The sequence below is a fragment of the Xylophilus rhododendri genome (assembly GCF_009906855.1).
In the GTDB taxonomy this organism is placed as follows: domain Bacteria; phylum Pseudomonadota; class Gammaproteobacteria; order Burkholderiales; family Burkholderiaceae_C; genus Xylophilus; species Xylophilus rhododendri.
In genome coordinates this window covers 4,222,554-4,241,786 of the sequence record NZ_CP047650.1, presented here as the reverse complement: position 1 = coordinate 4,241,786, position 19,233 = coordinate 4,222,554, and the positions used below count along the sequence as shown (strand labels likewise).

Here is a 19,233-nt window from a genome sequence, read left to right as displayed (position 1 = left end):
AGCACCATGGCCAGCCCGATCACCAAGTCCGGCCGCGCGGCGATTCCCGCCGCCACCACGGCTGCCACCGCCGGGGCGCCCCCCCGGCGGCAACAACTGCTGGTCCTGTGGCTGCCGCTCGCACTGGGGCTGGCCGCTCTCTACCTGCCCACTTTCGTCAGCCTCTTCCAGGGCATCTGGGGCAGTGGCGAACAAGGCCACGGCCCGATCATCCTCGCGATCTGCGCCTGGCTCATTTACCGCAAATGGCCGGAAATGATGCAGGTCAGCGAGCACCAGCAGATCTCCCGGTGGGGCTGGCCGGTCGCGGCGATCGGACTGGTGCTGTATGTGCTCGGCCGTTCCCAGGACATCCTCATCTTCGAGGTCGGCTCGCTGATCTGGATGCTGTGCGCCCTGCTGCTGCTCACGCGCGGCGCCGCCGCGCTCAAAGCCCAGTGGTTCAGCCTGTTCTTCCTGCTTTTCATGGTGCCGCTGCCGGGGCAGATCGTCGATCTCGTCACCATGCCGATGAAGATCGCCGTGTCCTATGTCGCGGAAAACCTGCTCTACACGCTGGGCTATCCGATCGCCCGCGTGGGTGTGATCCTGCAGATCGGCCAATACAAGCTGCTGGTCGCCGATGCCTGCGCCGGCCTGCACACCCTGCTGACGCTCGAAGCCCTGGGCCTGCTGTATCTCAACCTGGTGCGGCGCGACTCCGTGTTCCGCAACACCGGACTGGCCCTGCTGATCGTGCCCATCTCCTTCACGGCCAACGTGATCCGCGTCACCACCCTGGTGCTGATCACCTACCACTTCGGCGATGCCGCGGGCCAGGGCTTCCTGCACGGTTTCGCCGGCATGGTGTTGTTCATGAGTGCGCTGTGCCTCATCATCGGCCTGGACACGCTGCTGCAGACGGTGGAGAAGTTCCGGCGGCGCACAGAGCTCCATCATCCGAAACCAGCCTCGCCATGAAAACCCTTGTACGCAGCTGCATCCTGATGGTCGCGATGTTCATGGCCGCCGGGCTCGCCTGGGCGCTGACACCGCGCACGCTTCTGGTGGATGGCCAGGTTCCCATCGATCTCGCCGCCATGGTGCCCCAGGCCTTCGGCGACTGGAAGGAACTGCCCACGGCAAGCGCGGCAGTGGTGGATCCCGGCCAGCAGCAGCTGATCAGCGAGATCTACAGCCAGACGCTGTCGCGTGTGTATGTCAACAGCCAGAACTACGTCGTCATGCTGTCGATCGCCTATGGCCGCGACCAGCGTGACGGCTTCCAGCTGCATCAGCCCGAAGCCTGCTACCCCGCACAGGGCTTCACCGTGCTGGAGCGCCGGCCCCGGCCAATCAAACTCGACGGCCACGACGTCACGGCCGTCCAGATGAACACCCAGGGACCGCGTGTCGAGCCGCTCACCTACTGGACCATGGTGGGACAACGCAACTACCAGGGCGGCCTGGCCAAGAAAATCGCCGAGATGCATTACGGCCTGAACGGCACGATTCCCGACGGCATGCTGGTGCGCATTTCCTCGGTCGATCCCAAGACGGAATCCGCTTACGCGATCCAGGCCCGTTTCGCCGCCGACATGACGGCAGCTCTGCCGGATGCCGTCCGGGCACGGTTCGTGGGTGCACGCCAGCCATGAGCGCCATTCCCACCTCGTCATGGCGGCACCGATGGTTGAGCCTGGTGGAGCATATCCGCCAGGTGCCCGACGAATCGGAGCTGCAGCTGCTGCTCGACAAGCTGGAGCGGCCGGAGCGGGCGCAGATCCTGGCCTTCGTGAATGCGCACGCCATGAACTCCGCCGCGCACTCGCCGGAATTCCACGCCGCCTTGTTGGCCGCGGATCTGGTGCTGCGCGATGGCTCCGGCATGGCCACGCTTTACCGCATGCTGGGACGTGAACCGGGCCTCAACCTCAACGGCACCGACCTGATCCCGCGGATCATGGCCAAGTACGACGGCAAACGCATCGCCCTGTTCGGCACCCGGGACGAATACGCCAGCCGCGCCCGCGACTCGATGGCCGACGAGCTCACGCCGCACAGCCAGATCGATTCGGTGCACGGCTTCCACGACCTGGACATCTACGTGGCGATGGCCATGCACCAGCGTCCCGACCTCATCGTGCTGGGCATGGGCATGCCCAAGCAGGAACTGCTGGCGGTGGAGCTGCGCAAGGCCCTGAAGAACACGCCCTGCCTGATCATCTGCGGCGGCGCCATCATCGACTTCCTGGGCGGCAAGACCACCCGGGCACCGCAGTGGGTGCGCAACATGGGCTGCGAATGGGTGTTCCGGCTGGCGCTGGAGCCACGCCGCCTGTTCATGCGCTACGTGGTCGGAAACCCGGTCTTCCTGATGCGCGCCACCACACTCAAGCTGAGCGCCAAGAATGGTGCGTCGGGCATTTCGCACTGAAGAAAGCCACGCAACCGGCGCATCGCCGGCACGCCGTTCGCAGAGGTCACCGGCTCAGCCGGCGCGGGAATTGAACCAGTCCGCACTGTCCTGAAGCAGCTCCGGATAGGGTGTCCAACTCAGGCCCAGCCGATCGCTCGCAGCCCCGGCATCCAGTTGGATCTGCTGTTGCCAGAGCCGCACCAGGGCCGGCGAGATCGCCTCGGGCAGCGCCTGCGCGGGCAGGCCAAGGCGCGACATCAGTTTCTCGGCCACCTTCAGCGGCGGCCCCAGCAGCTTGGCATCCAGCCGCAGGCGGCGCGGCGACAGGCGCTGGATCGGGCTGGCACCGATGGCGACACCGAGGTCCACGAAGTACGAACTCCAGCGCGGGCTGTCCGGCGCGGCCAGATTGAAGACCTGCAATGCGCCGCCCTGCAGCGGCAGGCGCAGGCCCGCCTCGATGGCGCGGCAGACATCAAGCACATGGACCAGATTGGTCCATCCGTCGCCGGCAGCACCCAGATCGCCGAGACGGCCGGCGCGCAGCCAGCGGCCGATACGCCCCACCCAGGGCTGGCTGCCCGGTCCAGCCACACAGCCGGGCCGAAGCACCACCACCTGCCCGCCCTGTCGCGCAAAATCGCCCATACGGGCTTCGGCCTCGCATTTGGCTTGGGCATACCAGCCGAGGCCAGGATCGAGCGCTGCGTCTTCCCGTATCCGCCCCTCCACCGGGCCGTATACGGACACGGTGCTCAGATGCACGATACGGCCGCAGCCCGCCTGCAAGGCGGCCTGGGCCAGGCGCCCGGCTCCGGCCGAGATGGTCTGCGCCGAACCTGCCACGCAGTTCACCACACCATCGAAGCCCGCCAGGGCACGCGCCAAGGCGGCACCATCGAGCGTATCCAGCTGCACGGCCCGCTCCCCGGCGGCCACCGCACGCCGCGAGGCGCGCCAGACTTCGACATCCTCCCCCGACCCGGCATGGCGTACAAAGGCCGCGCCGATATGCCCGGACCCGCCCAGAACCAGAACCTTCATCCTTGCACCGCCTGCCAGCGCGACTTCAGATGGTCCGCCAGCCGAAGCGCCAGGGCCACCACGGTGAGCGTCGGGTTGGCCTGGCTCGATGTGGGAAAGACGGCGCTGCCGGCCACGAACAGATCCTCGACGCCGTGGACCCGGCAGTCGGCGTCGACCACGCTGGTGCGGACATCGCTGCCCATCCGGGCCGTGCCGATATGGTGGCCGCCATAGGCGCCGAAAAGTGTCAAATCATCCTCCAGACGATCACGCTCATATTCGAAGGTGCCGACGCCGCTGCGTTCGAACTCGCAAGCAAATACATCGAGGGTCCTGGCCACCGAATCGATATCCAACTGGCAATAACGCCAGTCCACCTGGATACGCGGCATGCCCAGCGCATCGACATCGTCGGTGAGCGTTACGCGGCTTTCCCGCAGCGGCACCTGTTCGCCATGCACATCCAGGCTGAAACGATTGGTCCGGTTGCGCAGCACGATGGACGGAAACTTGCGCTGGGCCAATGTCCGCTTGAATATCCAGTGCGTCACGAACGACACCGCATCGTAGGGCCCGGACACGATATTCCAGAGATGGCGCAGCTTGTGGCCCCAGCCCTGCGTCGCGCCGTCCTGCAGGCGTTTGGCATATTCATAGCTGAGCAGCGAGCGCGCGATGAAAAGCCCCGAGAGCACCGCATTGCGATGGGCCGGATCGGTGATGCGCGCGAAATGCAGCCGGGCGATCATATTGGCCACGCCCAGGCGGTGCTGCTCCGGCTCGGTGAGACTCAGGCGGCGCCGGCAGTAAATCCCGTCCGGCGAAATCTCGTAGCCATGGCGCACCCGGGAAACCGGCCCGTTCACCGTCAGCGTGCCGACATTGCCGGCGATATGGCACATGTAATAGCGGCCCACGTTGTCGTGCGCGTTACCGATCCCGGCAGCGGCCACGTCACGAGAAACCAGCAGGATTCGCGCGACTTCCAATCCCCCGCTGGCAATGACCGTATCTGCGCATTCGACCGAGAAACGATTGCCCGCCAAGGTCGCCACATCCACCCTGCGCACGGTTTTTCCATCCGCCGCCAGACGGATGCCGGTGCAATTGGCACCCAGCAATACCGTCACGTCGGGCGCCAATTCAAGCCGGCGCCGGTATCTCAGCGCAAAATTGGTGGGCGTGGAAAACCGTTCTATGCCTTCGGTACGTACCCGGGGGCTGTCGAAACCATCGATCAATGGCGGGGCATCGGGACCGAAGGCAGATTCCGCATCGTATTGAAAACGCCCTGCTTCGATCAGCAGATTCGCATCCGGATAAAACGGCAGGACGTCTTCGAAAGATATCGGCCAGCCGCTGTCGGGCACATAAGGCCGCGCTTCGAAATCGATGGGATCGAACGGCATGGACCGACCGCCCCAGATGGCCGTCGAGCCGCCAAACCGCCGATGGCGGTATTTATCGGGCGGGCTGTGCAGCTTGGCATCGGCCACCCGGCCGCCGTAGAGCGCCTGGGTCGAATCGTCATGCTCGAAACCGCCGGACTCCAGCACCAGCACCGACATGCCGTGCCCAGTCAGGCGCAAGGCCATGGAAATGCCCGCGGCCCCCGCCCCGACGATGCAGACGTCCGCCCGCAGAACACTTCCCGCCGCGATGGACGAGCCTTCCCGAATCACGATATTCCTGCATGAGCAGGCGGCTCCTGGACCACGACACTGTCGACCGGCCGGACCGGAGGCGTGCGCGCGCGCAGCATGCCGCGCAGCAGCCCGGCCACATTGAAGGCCCAGGACACCACGGAAAAAGTCGCTTTCCTGAAGGATTTTTTTCGCCACCCCATCAGGACCCACGGCCCCAGCGCCACCGCCAGCAAGGCCAGGCACTTCAGCGCCACCGGCATGGGCCACAGGGCCAGCAGCACCAGCACTGCCCACCACACCATCACACCGATATAAAGCCGCAGCTCACGCACATCGCGCCACAGAAAGGGCATTTGCGGCTGCCCCCAACTCGCCCGGACCAATTCGCCCAGGCCGCAGATATAGCCGGTCTTCCAGCGCTTGCGCAGCAGGGCATACGGCGGAGCATCGTGGCCATGGTGCGTGACCGAAGGCACATCGATGCGCACCAGCCGCCACCCTTTGGCGCGCATGCGGATCGCAAGATCGAGCTCTTCGTAGCTGTGGAGATTGCGGTCCGAAAAATAACCGGCCTCCTCGATGGCGTTGCGCCGATAAAGCCCGCCCATATCGAGCCGGTCGACATCGCCTGCGGCCATATGCGAAGACGCGCGCTCCATGCGGGCCAGATACTCCAGGCTGGAAGTATTCATTTCGATGATGCGCCCCCCCACCCCGCCGACTTCGGGATGGCGGTCCATGTACGCCACGGCCTGGGGCAGAAAATCCGGCAGCATTTCCATGTCTCCATCGAGGATGTAGACATATTCACCGAAGGCGTGCTGATAACCCAGTTGAGGACCGATGCCGCAGCAGCGTTCCGCCGCCGCGGCCAGTTGCACGATGCGGATGGGGAAACGCGAGGCCAGTTCCACCGTACGGTCGCTCGAACAGGAGTCTGCCAAGACAACTTCGCCGCCGATCGAAGCCACTGCCGTCAGGGCACTGCTCACCGCCTTCTCGATGCGGCGCTCCTCGTTGAGCGCCTTGATGACGATCGAGACGCGACAGGCACTGGGAAAGCCTTGGCTATCGATATTCTGGGCAAGGAGATCCGGCATGAGAATAAAGGGTTTTGACGAAGCGAGTGATGGATATGGCGCCAAGAGTCGGTTTCAGGCGGCCGGCAACAGCACGTCCCTGACAGCTTGATGAAACCCCAGCTCCGGCTTCTTGTTGCGCAAGCCCGCGGCGATCGCTCCGTCCTTCAAGGTGGCACGCAATTCAGGCTGGTCGAGGTAACGCTCGATCGTCTTGACGAGATCGGCAACCGAATCAGGCTTGTATAACAAACCGCTGACGCCGTCTTCGATCACATAGGGAAATGGCCCATAGTCCGGCCCGATCACCGGCACGCCGACGAAATAGGACTCCAGCACCGTCTTGCAGAGCCCCTCGGGAAAACGCGACTGCGTGGGCGTCACAGCGACCAGGGAAGACTTCAGGTGGCTGAATACCTCCGGAAATGGTACGGCGCCCAGGACTTCCACCCGGTCCGCCACTGGCGAGCTGGCGGCGCATTCACGCAATGGCGCCACGGCCGACCCACCCCCCACAAATTTCAGGCGCACGGGATATCGGGCGGCGAGCAATTCAAAGGCCTGCAGCAAATCGAACACCCCCTTGTCCTCTTCGACACGGCCGACGTAGATCAAGGTCTGAGGTGCCGCCTCGGCAGCATCCTCTTTCCGAAGAGCATCGATCAAGGCGCCATGGCTCTCATCCAGGCCATTCTGGAATTCGATCACGCGATTCGCGACGGCGCCACCGGCCAATGCCTGCTGACGCAGAAAAGGACCGTGCGCCAGCACCAGGTCCGAGCGCTTCAGGATCAGGCGGTTCGATGCCCGGTAAATGCCCGAGACCGAAGGCAGAACCAGCGCGTTGTGCACCAGGAAAACAAAACGGGCGCCGCACAGTTTCGCGGCAAACCAGGTAACCACACCCGTCGGACCATCGAGGCCGCAAAGGATTTGCGTCGGCTTGTAGCGCACCGTTTCGACAAAAAACCGGGACATGCCCTTCAGAAATGCCCAGCGACGCCTCCAGCCATGCACATGCGGCGGACGCAACGCATATTCCACCGCTTCATAACCCATGACCTGTTCCGCCTGATTTTCAGCGCCGAAGGTGGCCAGGCGAAATTCGGCATCGCCGAGATAGTGAATGACACCCAGCACGAATTTGTCCGGCCCGCCGTCGAGCAGTTCACCTTTGCGCGGAAAAAGATCTTTTGCTTCCTGAACGGCGGTGCCGCCCTTCAGATAAAGAATACGTTTGACCATTTTCAACTCCTCGCCAATCAGCCGCGCAAGATAATGCGGGCCGGCACACCGACCGCAATCGCATTCGCCGGCACGTCCTGAATGACAACCGCATTGGCTCCGATCTCGGCGCCATCGCCGATCGTGATGCGGCCAAGAATCTTGGCGCCCGCACCGACATTGACGCGGTTGCCCAGGGTGGGCGCGCCGAATGGATCGTCCAGCCGGCGATTGCCGATCGTCACGCCTTGACGAATGATGCAGTCGTCGCCGATGACGGTATTGCCATGCACCACGATGGCTCCGGAATGTTCGATCACCAGGCGGCGTCCGATCTTCGCGCTCACGCCAATGGTGATACCGAAAAAGATCTCTGCCAGCTTCGCCAGAATGCCGTGCGCCAGCGCCAGCGGATAACGGATCAATTTGCTCTGAAAACGATAGCGCAGATGCCCGAAGCGGTAGACCTGCAAACCCCAGAAACCAAGCGCAAAAACGCTTTCGCGATAAACCTTGAGATCGTCGAAAAATGACATCTGTTCAATCCTGTGCTGGCGCGCCGGGCAGCGAATCGGTGATCTGGCGATAAGCACGGCGTTTGCAATACAGGCGCCAGGCGGCCACCGCCTTGGCCGGAACAAACAAGGTCATGCCCAACGTCACCCACCAGCGTTTATTGGAAAGCGAACGTTTGCCGGCACTCCACAGCCATTTCATGGCGGGTCCGCGGCGGCCGGCCATCAAAGCCCTGCGCGCCATGGAAACCTGCTCCTGGACCACGAATGCCATTGCCGAACGCGCGAGTCCGGCATCCAGATTGCCGGACAAGGCACGGTTTTGCATGCGGGTGAGATAAGGAGGCATGCCCTTGTAGTTATGCAGCGCGCTGAGGCTTTCGCTGGCGGCATCCCGGTAGGCAACCAAGGGCAGCGGCAAGGTCACGATAGCGCCGCCTTCGCCCAGCCGGAACCACAGGTCCATATCCTCCCCATTGGTCTCGCCTTCCGGGAAACACGGCTGCATCGCATGCAGCCTGCTGGCACGCACCGCCACCGATCCGGTGAAAAACGAGAGCTTGCGCAGCCATTGCGCCGGCAGGTCGTGCACCAGCGTGCGCGGGACATCCTGGCTCGGCAGCAGCCATGGCTCGGGCGTCCAGTCTTTCGAATCCTTGCGGGAAACAAACCCGGTGGATACGACATCGACCGCAGGGAATAGGGACATGGACTGGCGCTGGGTGGCAAGATATTCCGGGTGCCACCAGTCGTCGCCATCCAGAAAGGCGATCCATTCGCCGCGGGCCTCGGCAATGCCGCGATTGCGAGCACAGGCCACACCGGCATTGGCCTGCCGAATCAGCCGCAGACGGCTGTCCTGGATTTGCTCCACGACGGCGGCGCCGTCATCCTTGGAGCCGTCATCCACCACCAGGACTTCAAAATCTTCAAAACTCTGGGCAAAAACCGAGTGCAAGGTGCTCGCGATATACGGCGCCTTGTTGTACAGCGGTATGACGACAGTAAACAGCATGGCCAGGTCTCTCGTATTATTCCGCGCTCGCCAGGGGACGACGGCGTGCCTGCCAGAAGAACCCGAGTTTCGGCGAAAAACGCACCAGCATCTGCGCAGCCGTGTCGCCAATCAGGTGCGGCAGATAGAGCACGGCCGCAACAAAGACCATGGTCGCCAGGCAGCCGCCCAACACCAGCGAGGCCAGGTGCGCGCCATGGCGGCCGAAACACAAGGGCCCCACCAGCGCGGCCGACACGCCCAGCGCGGTCAACGCCAGGCCACGGGCCAGGGGCCCGGCCAGAACCGAAAACTTCAGGTCCAGAGCCTTCAGCGCAGCGCCGGTGACCAGCATCATGCGCAGAAAAAACAGAATGGTCACGATGCAGCCGACCGCGCGCACCCCCAGCGGCGTCCAGAGATATAAGGCGGCACTCCCGAGCAACACAACCGGCAACTGCATCAGGAACTCGTAGTTTTTCCTGTTGGTATTCCAAAGAATAGGGGTCGATACACCCCAACTGGCAAATGCCGGCATACCAAGCAGCAGGATGGACAACAGCCAACCGGTCTCCGCCCAGCGAGGCCCGTACAAAACGGCGACAAGGTCGAATGACAGGGTCGCCATGATGGCGAAGACCGGCAAACCCAGAATCCAGATGGTGGCAAGAATTTGCAGAAATGCCCGCTGCAGCCGCTCCCGCTCCCCACTCATTTGCGCTGCCGCCGACATGAAACTGCTCTGCAGCGCGCCCAGCAACAAGGTATTGGGCATGGTGGCCAGGTTATAGGCGACTGAATACAAGCCGACCGAATGAGCATTGAGCAGGCGACCGATGATGATGCGGTCCATATTGCTCAGCCACCAGTTGACGATATTCGTCAGGAACACCGTGCCGCCGGCACTGAACGCTGCCGAACTGCCGGCGTAGCTGAAAAGCGGCCGCGTCGTGTGCCGATAGGCCCAGTAATTGGCCACCAGCTGAACGGCCGCCTGCACGACGCAGGCAGCGACCAGCGAGTAATAACCGGCGCCGAGCAGCGCCATGGGAATGCCGAAGCCCAGGTAGGCGACGGCATAACTGAGAATCTGGATGATGCCGACGGCGCGAAAATTGAGCGCGCGCTGCAGCAGGATGTTCGCGGTCGCGGAAGACGCGGCGAGAAAACACACCAGAGACAGCCAGCGGATCACCGGCAATACCCGCGGATCGCGGAAATAGTCGGCGATCCACGGCGCGGCAAGAAACACCACGGACATCGACACCAGCCCTATCATCACCTGCCAGGTAAATGCGAAGCGGATATCCTCATCGGTCACCGTGGGCCGATGCAGGAGATTCCAGGCGAAGCCGAAATTGGAAAGAAAGTTGCTCAGCAGGAGCACCATCATGCCGATTCCAAAAATGCCGTAATTATCCGGACCGAGCAAGCGGGCCAATATGATCTGCGAAACCAGCTGGAGTGCGAAGCGTGCCACGGTGGAGATCGCGCTCCATTTGACGGCCGAGACTCCGGCTTTCCCTAAGCCGCCCTTCATTGCATGTTTTCCTTGGAAATAGTCACGGACCGGATCGACCCCTGCGTCGGTAGCGGCAGCTTCTGGCGTGGAACAACTCGTCAGCGTAGGGCCGCCCAAGATTTCTTGCCATGGACTGCCCGGCCCCGTCGGAACTTCTCGATCCGACGCCGCCGCAGCCATGCGGCCGCGAGTCGCGAAGCGCATGGATCCCACACTTGTCATGCCAGCGCGCAACGCATGCAGGATACTTCGGGAATGCCATTATCGACAGCTTTCACGACAGCAGCTGTTCCCGGCCAAAAACACAAATAGTGAGTGCTTGCTATTAATTTCATCGGGCACGGCATTTGCGCCTGCGTTGCAGGCCCGGCGTCGGCGCATTCCTGTTCTCAACAACTCCAGAGGGAAGAAAATTGAAAGTCACCATCATCGGCAGCGGCTATGTGGGTTTGGTCACGGGCGCATGCCTGGCCGAAATGGGCAACCATGTGGTGTGCCTCGACGTGGATTCGCGCAAGATCGAAATCCTCAATTCCGGCGGCATCCCGATCCATGAGCCGGGGCTGCAGGAAATCGTGCAGCGCAACGCCCGCGCAGGCCGGCTGGAGTTCACAACGGATGTCGAAGCAGCGGTGTCGCACGGCACCCTGCAGTTCATCGCCGTCGGCACGCCGCCGGACGAAGACGGCTCGGCGGACCTGCAGTACGTGCTGGCCGCGGCACGCAACATCGGCAAGTCCATGACCGACTACAAGGTCGTCATCGACAAGAGCACGGTGCCGGTGGGCACGGCCGACAAGGTCAAGGCCGCGATCGCGGAGGAGCTGCAAAAGCGCGGCGTGCAGCTCGAATTCGCGGTCGCCTCGAATCCGGAATTCCTGAAGGAAGGCGCCGCGGTCGCCGACTTCATGCGGCCCGATCGTGTGGTCGTGGGTGCCGAGGACGAACGCGCCATCCTGCTGCTGCGCGCCCTCTACCAGCCCTTCGTGCGCAATCGCGACCGCATGATGGTGATGGACATCCGCAGCGCCGAGTTCACCAAGTACGCGGCCAACGCGATGCTGGCCACCCGCATCAGCTTCATGAACGAGCTGTCGCGCGTGGCCGAGCGCCTGGGCGCAGACATCGAACTGGTGCGGGTCGGCATCGGCAGCGATCCGCGCATCGGCACGCAGTTTCTGTATGCCGGCGCGGGCTACGGCGGTTCCTGCTTCCCCAAGGACGTCAAGGCGCTGATCCGCATCGCCGCGGATGCGGGCGAGCCGTCGCGCATGCTGGATGCGGTCGAAGCGGTCAACGACGCCCAGAAACGGGTGCTGACCGAGAAGATCGTCGCCCGCTACGGCAAGGACCTGAGCGGCAAAACGTTCGCCATGTGGGGCCTGGCCTTCAAGCCCAACACCGACGACATGCGTGAAGCGCCCAGCCGGGTGGTGATCGCCGCCCTGCTGGAGATGGGAGCACAGGTGCGAGCCTACGATCCGGTGGCATCGGAAGAGGCCCAGCGGGTGCTTCTGAGCGAGGACGGTTCGCCGCAGAAGGGGCTGGTTTTCGCAGACTCTTCAAGCGCCGCGCTCGAAGGCGCCGACGCGCTGATCATCATCACCGAGTGGAAGGAGTTCCGCACGCCGGACTTCGACGCCCTGCGCGAAGCGCTGAAGGACAAGCTCGTCTTCGACGGCCGCAACCTCTACGATCCACAGCTCATCCGCAGCTTCGGCCTGGAGTACCTCTCCATCGGCAGGCCCTGAACCTGAGGCGGCGCGCTGCGCGGCATGGCTGGTCTTGTGTAGCCATTGCCGCGCCGAATGGCGCACCGCACAATTTTTTCCTCATGGCGGCGCGGGCTGCCACCGCTCCACGGTTCATTTTTGCGGCAGGAACATGAAGTTCATCGTGTCGATGTTGTTGCTGGCGCTTTGCGCATCGGCGGTTTCCGCGGCCTCCGTGTTTCTCGACAGCGAGGCGGCCCGGGTCACGCCGGAATCGGGCATCTCGGTGCCGGCGCTGCTGATCGCCGGGATCGGCATGATGTTGACCGTGGTCTGGCGCTGCAACATGGCGCGGTAGACTTTGCGGCTTTCGCGCGCCCGTCCCTGGACGCGCGGCGCACCGCAGCTACCCACAAGCCATGAAAATCGCCACCTGGAACGTCAACTCACTGGCCGTGCGCCTGCCCCAGGTCCTCGACTGGCTGATCGCCCACCCGGTCGATGTGCTGTGCCTGCAGGAGCTCAAGCTCACCGACGACAAGTTCCCGCTCGATGTGCTGCAGCAAGCCGGCTATCAAGCGGTCTCGTTCGGACAGAAGACCTACAACGGCGTGGCGATCCTGAGCCTTGCGCCGCTGTCCTCGGTCAGCCGCAACATCGCGGGTTTCGAGGACGAGCAAAGCCGTGTCATCACCTGCACCGTCGAGACGGCGCAGGGCCCGCTGCGTGTGGTCAACGGCTATTTCGTCAACGGACAGGAGCCGGGCAGCGACAAGTTCGCCTACAAGATGCGCTGGCTCGACGCGCTGCGGGCGCAGGTCCAGGCGGAACTCACGCAGCACGAAAGACTGGTGCTGCTGGGCGACTTCAACATCACGCCGGACGACCGCGACAGCTACGACCCGGTGGGCCTGCGCGAGACCATTCATCACACGAGCGAGGAGCGGGCGCATTTCCGCAGCCTGCTCGACCTGGGCCTGAGCGATGCCTTCCGCATGTTCGAGCAGCCGGAGAAATCCTTCTCCTGGTGGGACTACCGCATGCTGGGTTTCCAGAAGAACCGCGGCCTGCGCATCGACCACATCCTGGTGAGCGATGCACTCAAGCCCCAGGTCAAGGGCTGCGTGGTCGACCGCGCGCCGCGCAAGAACAAGCAGCCCAGCGACCACGCCCCCGTGGTGCTGGAACTGGGCGCCTGAACCCGCCCTGCCCGCTTATTCCAGGCCGAGTTCCTGGATCTTGCGGGTGATGGTGTTGCGGCCTATGCCCAGGCGCTGGGCCGCCTCGATTCGGCGGCCGCGGGTGCTGGCCAGCGCCGTCAGGATCAGGCGCGATTCGAAGCGGCGCGAGAGCTGATCCCACACATCGTTGCGGCCTTCGGCCAGCAGGCTCAGGGCCTCGGCTTCCAGGCCCTGCTCCCAGCTGTCGGAGGCAACACCAGGCGCTGTCATCGGCTCCATCGCGGCCGGCTGCACCGGACGCACTCCTTCCGAAGACGGCAGCGGCATCGCCGCGACCGGTGCATAGGCGGGTGGCGATGCTGCCGCCAACCCACCGACCAGGGGCGCGGCCGGCGCGGCGAGGACGGCGCTGGCGGCCGGCTCGGCGCCGGAAACCTCGGGCGGCAGGTCCTTGGGTTCGATCACCTGCGCCGGAGCCATCACCGTCAGCCAATGGCAGATGTTCTCCAGCTGACGCACATTGCCGGGAAAACCGAAGGTGGCCAGGCGGGCCAGGGCACCGTCGGAGATGCGTTTGGGCTCCACGCCGAGCTGCTTGGCGCTCTGCTGCAGGAAGTGGCGGGTGAGCGTCGGCACGTCCTCGCGGCGCTCGCGCAGCGCGGGCAGGCGCAGGCGGATCACGTTGAGGCGGTGGAACAAGTCTTCGCGGAACACGCCTTCCTTGACCCGGTTCTCCAGGTCCTGGTGGGTGGCGGCGATCACCCGCACATTGGCCTTGACGGCGTTGTGCCCGCCCACCCGGTAGAAGTGGCCGTCGGACAGCACGCGCAGCAGGCGGGTCTGCAGGTCGAAGGGCATGTCGCCGATTTCGTCCAGGAACAGCGTGCCGCCCTCGGCCTGTTCGAAGCGGCCGCGGCGCATGGTCTGCGCACCGGTGAAGGCGCCGCGCTCATGGCCGAAGAGTTCGCTCTCCAGCAAGTCCTTGGGGATGGCGGCCGTGTTGATCGCCACGAAGGGGCCGTTGGCGCGCGGCGAATGCTTGTGCAGGGCGCGCGCCACCAGTTCCTTGCCGGAGCCGGATTCGCCGGTGATCATCACCGTGACGTTGCTCTGCGACAGCCGGCCGATGGCGCGGAACACGTCCTGCATGGCGGGCGCCTGGCCCAGCATCTCGGGCGTCGCGGCCATGCGCTCTTCGGCGATCTCCTCGCGCTGGCTTTCCTCGACCGCGCGGCGGATCAGCTCCACCGCCTTGGGCAGGTCGAAGGGCTTGGGCAGGTATTCGAAGGCGCCGCCCTGGAAGGCCGACACGGCGCTGTCCAGGTCGGAGAAGGCCGTCATGATGATGACCGGCAGGCCGGGGTGCTTGGCCTTGACCTTTTCCAGCAGGTCCAGGCCCGAGCCGCCCGGCATGCGGATGTCGCTCACCAGGATCTGCGGGCCCTGGTTGTCGGGATCGTCTTCGCCGGCCTCTTCAAGGGCCGCCAGCACTTCGCGCGGATTGGTGAAGCTGCGGGTGGGGAGGTCTTCCCGCAGCAGGGCTTTTTCCAGCACGAAGCGGATGGATTGGTCGTCGTCTACTATCCAGATCGGCTTCATGTCTTGCTTATCGCCCAGTCAGTTATCGTTTTGGCTCAGGTGTTCACGGCAGCGGGATGAGCAGCTTGAAATCTGTCTTCCCTGGGACGCTTTCGCACTCGATCAGTCCATGGTGCTGTTGCACGAAGGTCTGCGCCAGGGTCAGTCCCAGCCCGGAGCCGCCGTCCCGACCCGACACGAGCGGGTAGAAGATGCGGTCCTTGATCGAGTCCGGCACGCCGGGTCCGTTGTCGATGACATGCAATTCCAGTGCCAATCGATAGCGCTGCTTGCCGAAGGTCACCTGGCGCGCGATGCGGGTCTTGAGCACGATGCGGCCGTCGCCGTCGGCGATGCGCTCGGCCAGGGCCTGTGCCGCGTTGTGGGTGATGTTGAGCACGGCCTGGATCAGCTGCTCGCGGTCGCCGCGGAACTCGGGGATGGAGGTGTCGTAGTCGCGCACCACCCGCAGCCCGCGCGGGAACTCGGCCACGATCAGCGAACGCACCCGCTCGCAGACCTCGTGGATGTTCACGTCGCCCACCAGGTGCGGCCGGCGGTGCGGCGCCAGCAGGCGGTCGACCAGCGACTGCAAGCGGTCGGCCTCGTGGATGATGACCTGGGTGTACTCCACCAGGTCGCGCGACTCGATCTCCATCTGCAGCAGCTGCGCCGCGCCGCGGATGCCGCCCAGCGGGTTCTTGATCTCGTGGGCCAGGTTGCGGATGAGTTCCTTGTTGGCCTGGGTCTGGTCGATCAGGCGCTCCTCGCGGTCCTGCCGGGCCTGCTGCTCCATCGGCAGCAGCTCGATGACGATCTCGCCCTTGCGGTCGCTGGGCGCCACGATGACGTGGACCGGGAAACTCTCGTGGTTGGCGCGGTGCAGCGCGTCGTCGTAGCGCAGGGCGGCGAATTCGTTGCTCTCGGCGCCGTTGAGGGCGTTCTGCAGCAGGGCGGGCTGTGCGAAGAGTTCCGCGAAGGAGGTGCCCTCGATGGTGCGGCGCGAGGTGCCGATCGCATCCTCCAGCGCGGCATTGGCAAACAGCACCTCGCCCTTGGCGCCCACCACCGCCACCAGCGTGGCCAGCAGGTCGAAGGACTGGTAACGCTCGGAAGCCTTGGGTGCCGGCCGCTTGCCCACGCCGGGAATACGCAGGCTCATCGGGTCTGCAGGCGGGCGAGTTCTCGCTGGATGCCTTCCATGTCGCTCTGGTTGCGGGCGATGCTGGCCTTGAGGTCGGCCACGCGGTCCAGGTATTTCTGGTAGTTGCGCGATTCGGCGCCCTGGCGCTCGGGCTCGCCGTTGTTGTATTCCTTCTGCAGCTCGGCCTGGCGCGCCTGGGCGCGGCGCAACTCGTTCTCGAGGATGGAGCGGGCATCGGCATCGCGGGCGCGCTGCTGGTCGGCGTCGATGCGGGCCGCGTTCGACACAGGCGCCGTCACCACGCCGACATTGCCGCCCGAAGCGCCCGAGCCGCCGGACGCGCGTGTGCCCTGCACGATGGTGACGTTGCCGCCCTCCATCACCTTGCAGTCGCGCTGCTTGGCGACGGCCGCGTTGTTGGTGTATTCGTTGCCGCAGCGGTAGATGCGCTCCTGCGCCACGGCGGCGCCGCTGGCGGCCAGCAGCAGCGCGGCGGCTGCGCAGGCGAGACTGAAAGACCGGAAGACCTGGATCATCGAAAAGTTGCTCCGCGCTGGAACCCGGCAGTATGGCGCCATTCGGCCGCGCCGCGTTCAAAGCCGTCTTAACGCGGCGGCGCCACCCATCGACGACCCGTACCGCTGCAGAAAAGAAAAAGGGCGGCCGAAGCCGCCCCTGTCGCACGTCCGCCGAAGCGGACGGCTCGCCTTACAGCGAGTAGTACATGTCGAATTCCACCGGGTGGGTGGCCATGCGGAAACGCGTGACTTCCTGCATCTTCAGGTCGATGTAGGCATCGATGTAGGAGTCGGTGAACACGCCGCCCTTGGTCAGGAAGGCGCGGTCCTTGTCCAGGTGTTCCAGGGCCTGGTCCAGGCTGTGGCAGACGGTGGGGATCAGCGCGTCTTCTTCCGGCGGCAGATGGTAGAGATCCTTGGTGGCGGCTTCGCCCGGGTGGATCTTGTTCTCGACGCCGTCCAGGCCCGCCATCAGCAGGGCCGCGAAGCCCAGGTAGGGGTTCATCAGCGGATCGGGGAAACGCGCTTCCACGCGGCGGCCCTTGGGGTTGGCCACGAAGGGGATGCGGATCGAGGCCGAGCGGTTCTTGGCCGAGTAGGCCAGCTTCACCGGGGCTTCGAAGCCGGGCACCAGGCGCTTGTAGCTGTTGGTGCCGGGGTTGGTGATGGCGTTCAGGGCACGGGCGTGCTTGATGATGCCGCCGATGTAGTACAGGGCGAAGTCCGACAGGCCTGCATAGCCGTCGCCGGCGAACAGGTTCTTGCCGTCTTTCCACACCGACTGGTGCACGTGCATGCCGGAGCCGTTGTCGCCGACGATGGGCTTGGGCATGAAGGTGGCGGTCTTGCCGTAGGCATGGGCCACGTTCTGGATCACGTACTTCTGCAGCTGGACCCAGTCGGCGCGCTGGATCAGCGTGCTGAACTTGGTGCCGAGTTCCATCTGGCCGGCGTTGGCCACTTCATGGTGATGCACTTCGACCGGGATGCCCAGGCCTTCGAGCACCAAGCACATTTCCGAGCGCATGTCCTGGAAGCTGTCGACCGGGGGCACCGGGAAGTAGCCGCCCTTGACCGCCGGACGATGGCCGGTGTTGCCGTGTTCGTATTCCTTGTCGCTGTTCCAGGACGCCTCTTCCGAGTCGATCTTGACGAAGCAGCCGGACATGTCGTTCTTCCAGCGCACGCTGTCGAAGACGAAGAATTCGGGTTCCGGTCCGAAGTAGGCGGTGTCGCCCAGGCCGGAAGCCTTCATGTAGGCTTCGGCGCGCTTGGCCAGGGAGCGGGGATCGCGTTCGTAGGCCTTGCCGTCGACCGGGTCGATCACGTCGCAGGTCAGGATCAGCGTCGGCTCTTCGAAGAAGGGGTCGATGTTGGCGGTGTTCGGGTCGGGCATGAGCTGCATGTCCGAAGCCTCGATGCCCTTCCAGCCGGCGATGGACGAGCCGTCGAAAGCGTGGCCGGAGGTGAACTTGTCTTCGTCGAAGGCCGAAACCGGCACGGTGACGTGTTGTTCTTTGCCGCGGGTATCGGTGAAGCGGAAGTCAACAAACTTGACTTCGTTCTCTTTCACCATCTTGATCACGTCTGCGACGGTCTTGGCCATCAGGAATCTCCAGAAAGTTGAATGCTCGTTGGTAAGGCTGGCAGGAGGCGGATGCAGTTTCTGTGCCAAAGCTGGTGCACAAGGCCATGCCACCAGCGCGGCATTGTGCCTGTGTCGGCAGAGAAAAATGCACGCTTTTGGCGCAATGGCGACGCACCAATATGACACCCGTCTATCGCACCATTTCGGGGCCCAATTTGGCGCCCAGCACATGCAGGCCGGCCAGCAGCGCGGGATAGGCCGCACGGGCGGCGGCTGCCTCTCCCTTGACGCCCAGCTCGATGTGCCGGCCGTGCACAGGATGGTCCATGCTGGGCAGGCTGAACACCTTGACCTCGGCATGGTCGGCTTCGATACGCACCATGAGGGGGGTCAACAGGGACTCCATCGCGCCGTAGACGACGATGGAACGCTCCTCGAAGGTGCTGCGGTGGAAGAAGGCCGAGTAGCGGTCTTCCAGCACCCATTCCATCATCGGCCAGGCCATCACCGGGAAACCCGGCACGCAGTGCACCTCGCCGCCGCCCGGACCCTTGCAGCTGAAGCCGGGGATCTTGTTGTAGGGGTTGGGAATGATGCGGGCGCTCTGCGGAAACACACCCATGTTGAGCCGGTGCTGGTTGTCGGCCCGCTCGGGCTCGTAAGGCAGGCCGCTTTCCCGGGCGACGTCCTGCACGCGTTCGAGGATCAGCTTCTCGGCCTGCGGATGCAGCACCAGTTCCTGGCCGAGGGCCTTTGCAGCGGACTGCCGGGTGTGGTCATCCGGCGTGGCGCCGATGCCGCCGCAGCTGAAGACCGCATCCCCGCTGGCGAAGGCCCGCTGGAGCGTGGCCGTCAGGCGTTCGGGCGAGTCCCCCACATAGTCGGCCCACGACAGCTGCAGGCCGCGGGCCGAGAGCAATTCGATGAGCTTGGGCATGTGCTTGTCCGCACGTTTGCCCGACAGAATCTCATCGCCGACGATGATGAGGCCGAAGACGGGCGGCTTGCCGTCCGTGGGGAGGGTCTGGGAGGTCGTCATCCCGGCATCCTAGCCCGAGCCGGTGACGCCTGCCTTGCAGCGGTCTTGCCGCCTGCCTGCCCCAGGCTC

18 protein-coding genes are annotated in these 19,233 nt (G+C 64.3%); 5 read left to right on the top strand and 13 right to left on the bottom strand.

Annotated features, from left to right (window positions below; all coding sequences use genetic code 11):
* Positions 1–6 precede the first annotated feature (6 nt).
* From xrtB to GT347_RS19535, 3 genes are read left to right on the top strand one after another with little or no spacing between them, the layout of a single operon-like run.
* Entirely contained in the window at positions 7–960 is a 954-nt protein-coding gene (gene xrtB, locus GT347_RS19545) for an exosortase B (RefSeq protein WP_160553791.1), read from the top strand.
* Positions 957–1,637, top strand: a complete 681-nt coding sequence (gene epsI / locus GT347_RS19540; protein WP_160553790.1) for an exosortase-associated protein EpsI, B-type — start codon at positions 957–959, stop codon at positions 1,635–1,637. The genes xrtB and epsI overlap by 4 nt, the downstream gene beginning before the upstream one ends.
* Entirely contained in the window at positions 1,634–2,416 is a 783-nt protein-coding gene (locus GT347_RS19535) for a WecB/TagA/CpsF family glycosyltransferase (protein WP_160553789.1), read from the top strand. The genes epsI and GT347_RS19535 overlap by 4 nt, the downstream gene beginning before the upstream one ends.
* Before the next feature lie 54 nt (positions 2,417–2,470).
* Here the strand turns inward: GT347_RS19535 and GT347_RS19530 are convergent, their stop codons facing one another.
* The 7 genes from GT347_RS19530 to GT347_RS19500 are packed head-to-tail and all read right to left on the bottom strand — an operon-like array spanning position 2,471 to position 10,608.
* Complete coding sequence (locus GT347_RS19530) at positions 2,471–3,442, bottom strand: NAD-dependent epimerase/dehydratase family protein (protein ID WP_160553788.1); 972 nt, start codon at positions 3,440–3,442, stop codon at positions 2,471–2,473.
* The gene (locus GT347_RS19525; RefSeq protein WP_160553787.1) at positions 3,439–5,106 is read right to left on the bottom strand and encodes a GMC oxidoreductase; all 1,668 of its coding nucleotides are present in this window, start codon (positions 5,104–5,106) and stop codon (positions 3,439–3,441) included. Before GT347_RS19525 ends, GT347_RS19530 begins: the two co-directional genes overlap by 4 nt.
* Positions 5,103–6,170 (bottom strand): glycosyltransferase, encoded by a 1,068-nt coding sequence (locus tag GT347_RS19520; RefSeq protein WP_160553786.1) that lies wholly within the window; start codon positions 6,168–6,170, stop codon positions 5,103–5,105. The genes GT347_RS19525 and GT347_RS19520 overlap by 4 nt, the downstream gene beginning before the upstream one ends.
* Before the next feature lie 54 nt (positions 6,171–6,224).
* Positions 6,225–7,394, bottom strand: a complete 1,170-nt coding sequence (locus tag GT347_RS19515; RefSeq protein ID WP_160553785.1) for a glycosyltransferase family 4 protein — start codon at positions 7,392–7,394, stop codon at positions 6,225–6,227.
* Between the two features lie 17 nt (positions 7,395–7,411).
* Positions 7,412–7,909: a serine O-acetyltransferase gene (locus GT347_RS19510; RefSeq protein WP_160553784.1), complete on the bottom strand. Its 498-nt coding sequence runs from the start codon at positions 7,907–7,909 to the stop codon at positions 7,412–7,414.
* A 4-nt stretch (positions 7,910–7,913) separates the two neighbouring features.
* The gene (locus GT347_RS19505; protein WP_160553783.1) at positions 7,914–8,903 is read right to left on the bottom strand and encodes a glycosyltransferase family 2 protein; all 990 of its coding nucleotides are present in this window, start codon (positions 8,901–8,903) and stop codon (positions 7,914–7,916) included.
* A 16-nt stretch (positions 8,904–8,919) separates the two neighbouring features.
* On the bottom strand, positions 8,920–10,608 hold the full coding sequence (locus tag GT347_RS19500; RefSeq protein WP_160553782.1) for a lipopolysaccharide biosynthesis protein: 1,689 nt from the start codon (positions 10,606–10,608) through the stop codon (positions 8,920–8,922).
* A gap of 209 nt (positions 10,609–10,817) precedes the next feature.
* Between GT347_RS19500 and GT347_RS19495 the strand changes: the two genes are divergently transcribed.
* Complete coding sequence (locus tag GT347_RS19495) at positions 10,818–12,155, top strand: UDP-glucose dehydrogenase family protein (protein WP_160553781.1); 1,338 nt, start codon at positions 10,818–10,820, stop codon at positions 12,153–12,155.
* Positions 12,156–12,269: 114 nt separating this feature from the next.
* On the opposite strand, the gene GT347_RS27615 is transcribed toward GT347_RS19495, so the two are convergent.
* Positions 12,270–12,464: a hypothetical protein gene (locus GT347_RS27615; RefSeq protein ID WP_229722389.1), complete on the bottom strand. Its 195-nt coding sequence runs from the start codon at positions 12,462–12,464 to the stop codon at positions 12,270–12,272.
* Positions 12,465–12,535: 71 nt separating this feature from the next.
* Between GT347_RS27615 and xth the strand changes: the two genes are divergently transcribed.
* The gene (gene xth / locus GT347_RS19485) at positions 12,536–13,315 is read left to right on the top strand and encodes an exodeoxyribonuclease III (RefSeq protein ID WP_160553779.1); all 780 of its coding nucleotides are present in this window, start codon (positions 12,536–12,538) and stop codon (positions 13,313–13,315) included.
* 15 nt (positions 13,316–13,330) lie between these two features.
* Here the strand turns inward: xth and ntrC are convergent, their stop codons facing one another.
* From ntrC to GT347_RS19460, 5 genes are all read right to left on the bottom strand, one after another.
* A complete protein-coding gene (ntrC, locus tag GT347_RS19480) occupies positions 13,331–14,896 on the bottom strand; it encodes a nitrogen regulation protein NR(I) (RefSeq protein ID WP_160553778.1) in 1,566 nt (521 codons plus the stop codon).
* 43 nt (positions 14,897–14,939) lie between these two features.
* Entirely contained in the window at positions 14,940–16,037 is a 1,098-nt protein-coding gene (gene glnL, locus GT347_RS19475) for a nitrogen regulation protein NR(II) (protein WP_160553777.1), read from the bottom strand.
* Positions 16,034–16,555 (bottom strand): hypothetical protein, encoded by a 522-nt coding sequence (locus tag GT347_RS19470; protein WP_160553776.1) that lies wholly within the window; start codon positions 16,553–16,555, stop codon positions 16,034–16,036. The genes glnL and GT347_RS19470 overlap by 4 nt, the downstream gene beginning before the upstream one ends.
* Before the next feature lie 172 nt (positions 16,556–16,727).
* On the bottom strand, positions 16,728–18,143 hold the full coding sequence (glnA, locus tag GT347_RS19465; RefSeq protein WP_160553775.1) for a type I glutamate--ammonia ligase: 1,416 nt from the start codon (positions 18,141–18,143) through the stop codon (positions 16,728–16,730).
* 172 nt (positions 18,144–18,315) lie between these two features.
* Entirely contained in the window at positions 18,316–19,164 is an 849-nt protein-coding gene (locus GT347_RS19460) for a competence/damage-inducible protein A (RefSeq protein ID WP_160553774.1), read from the bottom strand.
* Between the last annotated feature and the right edge of the window lie 69 nt (positions 19,165–19,233).

Bases quoted from the DNA above. Each gene is read 5' to 3' on its own strand.
- xrtB (WP_160553791.1), top strand. From the start codon at position 7: ATGGCCAGCCCGATCACCAAGTCCGGCCGCGCGGCGATTCCCGCCGCC.
- epsI (WP_160553790.1), top strand. From the start codon at position 957: ATGAAAACCCTTGTACGCAGCTGCATCCTGATGGTCGCGATGTTCATG.
- GT347_RS19535 (WP_160553789.1), top strand. From the start codon at position 1,634: ATGAGCGCCATTCCCACCTCGTCATGGCGGCACCGATGGTTGAGCCTG.
- GT347_RS19530 (WP_160553788.1), bottom strand. From the start codon at position 3,442: ATGAAGGTTCTGGTTCTGGGCGGGTCCGGGCATATCGGCGCGGCCTTT.
- GT347_RS19520 (WP_160553786.1), bottom strand. From the start codon at position 6,170: ATGCCGGATCTCCTTGCCCAGAATATCGATAGCCAAGGCTTTCCCAGT.
- GT347_RS19515 (WP_160553785.1), bottom strand. From the start codon at position 7,394: ATGGTCAAACGTATTCTTTATCTGAAGGGCGGCACCGCCGTTCAGGAA.
- GT347_RS19510 (WP_160553784.1), bottom strand. From the start codon at position 7,909: ATGTCATTTTTCGACGATCTCAAGGTTTATCGCGAAAGCGTTTTTGCG.
- GT347_RS19505 (WP_160553783.1), bottom strand. From the start codon at position 8,903: ATGCTGTTTACTGTCGTCATACCGCTGTACAACAAGGCGCCGTATATC.
- GT347_RS19500 (WP_160553782.1), bottom strand. From the start codon at position 10,608: ATGCGCTTCGCGACTCGCGGCCGCATGGCTGCGGCGGCGTCGGATCGA.
- GT347_RS27615 (WP_229722389.1), bottom strand. From the start codon at position 12,464: ATGTTGCAGCGCCAGACCACGGTCAACATCATGCCGATCCCGGCGATC.
- xth (WP_160553779.1), top strand. From the start codon at position 12,536: ATGAAAATCGCCACCTGGAACGTCAACTCACTGGCCGTGCGCCTGCCC.
- ntrC (WP_160553778.1), bottom strand. From the start codon at position 14,896: ATGAAGCCGATCTGGATAGTAGACGACGACCAATCCATCCGCTTCGTG.
- glnL (WP_160553777.1), bottom strand. From the start codon at position 16,037: ATGAGCCTGCGTATTCCCGGCGTGGGCAAGCGGCCGGCACCCAAGGCT.
- GT347_RS19470 (WP_160553776.1), bottom strand. From the start codon at position 16,555: ATGATCCAGGTCTTCCGGTCTTTCAGTCTCGCCTGCGCAGCCGCCGCG.
- glnA (WP_160553775.1), bottom strand. From the start codon at position 18,143: ATGGCCAAGACCGTCGCAGACGTGATCAAGATGGTGAAAGAGAACGAA.
- GT347_RS19460 (WP_160553774.1), bottom strand. From the start codon at position 19,164: ATGACGACCTCCCAGACCCTCCCCACGGACGGCAAGCCGCCCGTCTTC.